This window comes from Pseudoalteromonas sp. Of11M-6 (assembly GCF_022347905.1).
Classification (GTDB): domain Bacteria; phylum Pseudomonadota; class Gammaproteobacteria; order Enterobacterales; family Alteromonadaceae; genus Pseudoalteromonas.
This window is the reverse complement of the sequence record NZ_JAKRFW010000105.1, coordinates 1-2,784: the sequence shown is the minus strand read 5'-3', so window position 1 is coordinate 2,784 and position 2,784 is coordinate 1. Positions and strand designations below refer to the sequence as shown.

2 protein-coding genes are annotated in these 2,784 nt (G+C 30.9%); one reads left to right on the top strand and one right to left on the bottom strand.

What is annotated here, in order from left to right:
• Window positions 1-19: 19 nt before the first annotated feature.
• Window positions 20-1,603: a pentapeptide repeat-containing protein gene (locus MHN32_RS23380; RefSeq protein ID WP_010604477.1), complete on the top strand. Its 1,584-nt coding sequence runs from the start codon at window positions 20-22 to the stop codon at window positions 1,601-1,603.
• Here the strand turns inward: MHN32_RS23380 and MHN32_RS23375 are convergent.
• Window positions 1,584-2,765: a hypothetical protein gene (locus MHN32_RS23375; RefSeq protein ID WP_239422965.1), complete on the bottom strand. Its 1,182-nt coding sequence runs from the start codon at window positions 2,763-2,765 to the stop codon at window positions 1,584-1,586. The two genes, MHN32_RS23380 and MHN32_RS23375, sit on opposite strands and share 20 nt — an antisense overlap.
• Window positions 2,766-2,784 lie beyond the last annotated feature (19 nt).

Here is a 2,784-nt window from a genome sequence, read left to right as displayed (position 1 = left end):
GTAAGGATAACTAGGAATTATGGTTGAGTTAGTAGCTAAGCTATTTAATCAAGATTACTCGTATCAATCATTCACGCATGAGCGGCATTTAGCCGCAGAAGTATTTGATTCCTGTATATTTTCTCACTGTGATATGAATTTCTCATTTTTTAGAAATAAAATATTCATAAGCTGCGATTTTAGGCATGCTGATATTGGCGGGACAGAGTTTCAAGATTGTGAATTTATAAATTGTGCATTTGAATATACAAACTTAACAAATGCATGCTTTTTAGGCTGTGTGATAAAAAACGATAAGAGATATTTTTTTGTTAATAATGAAAAGGTTTATGTTGGAATATTTCGTTCAAGCAGTTCCAATATAACTTTTTCCTCTAGTGACAACAAAAGAACTAAGTTAATTAATACGAAGCTTAAAGATATAGGTTTGCGAGAGTGCAGCATTTCCGATACAGATATTTTTGGAGTTAATTTTAATAGTATTTCTTTAGAGGATTCAAAGCTACAAAATTGCTCATTCGACAAGCTCAACTTAATGTCAAACAATGTAAAAGGTATGACTATTTCATCATGCAATATAGAAAAAATAGAAATTACTTTTGAAAAACTAATAAATATAATTGGTGTTGAGTTTATTGTAAATTGCAAAAATATAAAAGTTCATTTAAATAGTAGGGGGGATAGCTTTTATACTGATAAAATTGGTGGCGAGTTTTTATCCTTCATATCTACATCTAAACAGAGTATTATAAATACAGGTGGTATTTTCGAGTATGTAAATCTTTCAATTTTGGAATCAATTATAATTGGAGAAACTTTTAACTCTGATTTTATAGAGAAAGCTATTGATGATTTTTCAGATGAGAGTACGGGGAAGCCCATTTCACCACATAACTTTCTATCTCTGATGGAGTTGATTATTTACTACGGAATAAATTCCCCTTCAATATATAGAAAGCTAAAGGCTTTAGCTAACTTTGTAATTCAATATAGAATGAATGAAAAGCAAAAGGCACTTATATTTTTTAAGTTAGAAAAGCTTACTCAAATAAATATTGAGACACATGTTGCCATTGAAGTTATTGATCGCTCCTCATCATTTAACTTAGAGTCTAGACAAGCGTTAGCTGAGTTTTCATTTAAGCTTCTAACGTTATCCGAAATCAAAGATTCTAATGTGCTTTCGCAACGGACAGGTTCAGTAATAGAGCAAATTCTAATTCAAACTAAAGAGTTAATTGAAAATTTCTGGCAATTGACTCTTCTTCTTTCTCTACTTGGATTTAAGTTTAAAAAAGAGTTTAATAATGGAGCAATAATAGAGTTTTCACTTGTACCATCAATGATAGATAAAAAAAGAAACAATAAAAAACTTTCATTATCTAATATAGATCAAGAAGAAATAAATAAAAGGTTAAGTGATAACAATTTCAAACCATCTGGACGTTCAAGTCAAAGAAGCTTATCCATTGAAGAACTGAAAATAGTAGAGGATTTGAGAGCCCTCATACGGCAAAAGGAGATTCATATTTCAATTAAAAGAGCGGCTATCAAAGAGGTTATGAGTAATGAAAATATTAGAGCTATTTTGATGAAGAAGTAAGAGTTACGGGGAACTCAGGATTAGAAACAATCCTATGACAGAAAGTTTGAGTTTTATCTTTTGTTTCATTTTCATTTAAAAATGAAACCCAATCTCCCTTTTCGAAAGGCAATGGTATGAAAGTGTCAGGATCTTTATAGCTATTTAGTTCCTTTTTATCAAAAATAGAAACTTGATCCTTATAAAATGCCAATGTGTGGAGAACGGTAGGCATTAAATCCTTACACCTAGAAGAGAAAAATTTATCAATAATGAAAGTGCATGCAGAATAACGAGGGTTTACTTCTATAAAAATTAAATCATTTTCATTTTTTGAGTATATATAGTCACAATTTATAACTCCTAAGAATCCCATTTTCTTCAATGTAATTCCGACATGATGAGTTATGTATGACATCTTTTTAAAAACTTCATCTGGAATAAAGTCATTACATGCAAGGAAATCTCCCCCTCCATAAACTAGACTATCTCCTTTATGCCTAACTATAATTACCTTTGGTTGATACTTTATTACATCCTCACCAATTATAACTGCATTCTGACAAAGTGGAATGCTTTTATTTATTAATCGGTCTGATTTTATATAAAGGTTTTCACTAAGTTGTGCACTGGTCAGTTTAGTACTAACACCACTACATCCAGTAGAGAATGAAGAGAAAAAAAGTCGACTTGTATCGTTAGAGATATTAGTAAGTGACACTAATATCTTTCGAGAAAGAAGCTCTTCTTTAAAGGCTATATGGCTTCTTAAAGCATTTGTCCCCATAGTGTAAAGAATATGATCTTGGTGAAGTTTTCTTGAAATACTTTGATAACTAAAAAATGGATTGCATAAAAGCTTTTTACCTTTCAATTCAAAGTCATCACTCCATGGATAAGGCCGAAACAACCAGATGTTCTGCACCTCATTAATGATACTGTTAAGATATTCTTTTGCATTGAATAAACTAGGTAATTCACTTACAGAGTTTACTTTTTTTCTGCATGTTGATAAGTCGAAAACATGAGTATTATTTAATAATGATTTATCTTGCTCGCCAATGTTCAACACAATTCCGAAATTTACAACTCCAAGCTCAGCCAGTGTAGCTATATCAATTGAGTTGGTCGCTATAAACAACGTGTTCTTCAACTTGTTTTCTACAAATTCGTATAATTTCATAATTCCTAGTTATCCTTAC

What these genes read in the sequence shown, in the direction of transcription:
- MHN32_RS23380 (WP_010604477.1), top strand. Translation starts at nt 20, where the DNA reads ATGGTTGAGTTAGTAGCTAAGCTATTTAATCAAGATTACTCGTATCAA.
- MHN32_RS23375 (WP_239422965.1), bottom strand. Translation starts at nt 2,765, where the DNA reads ATGAAATTATACGAATTTGTAGAAAACAAGTTGAAGAACACGTTGTTT.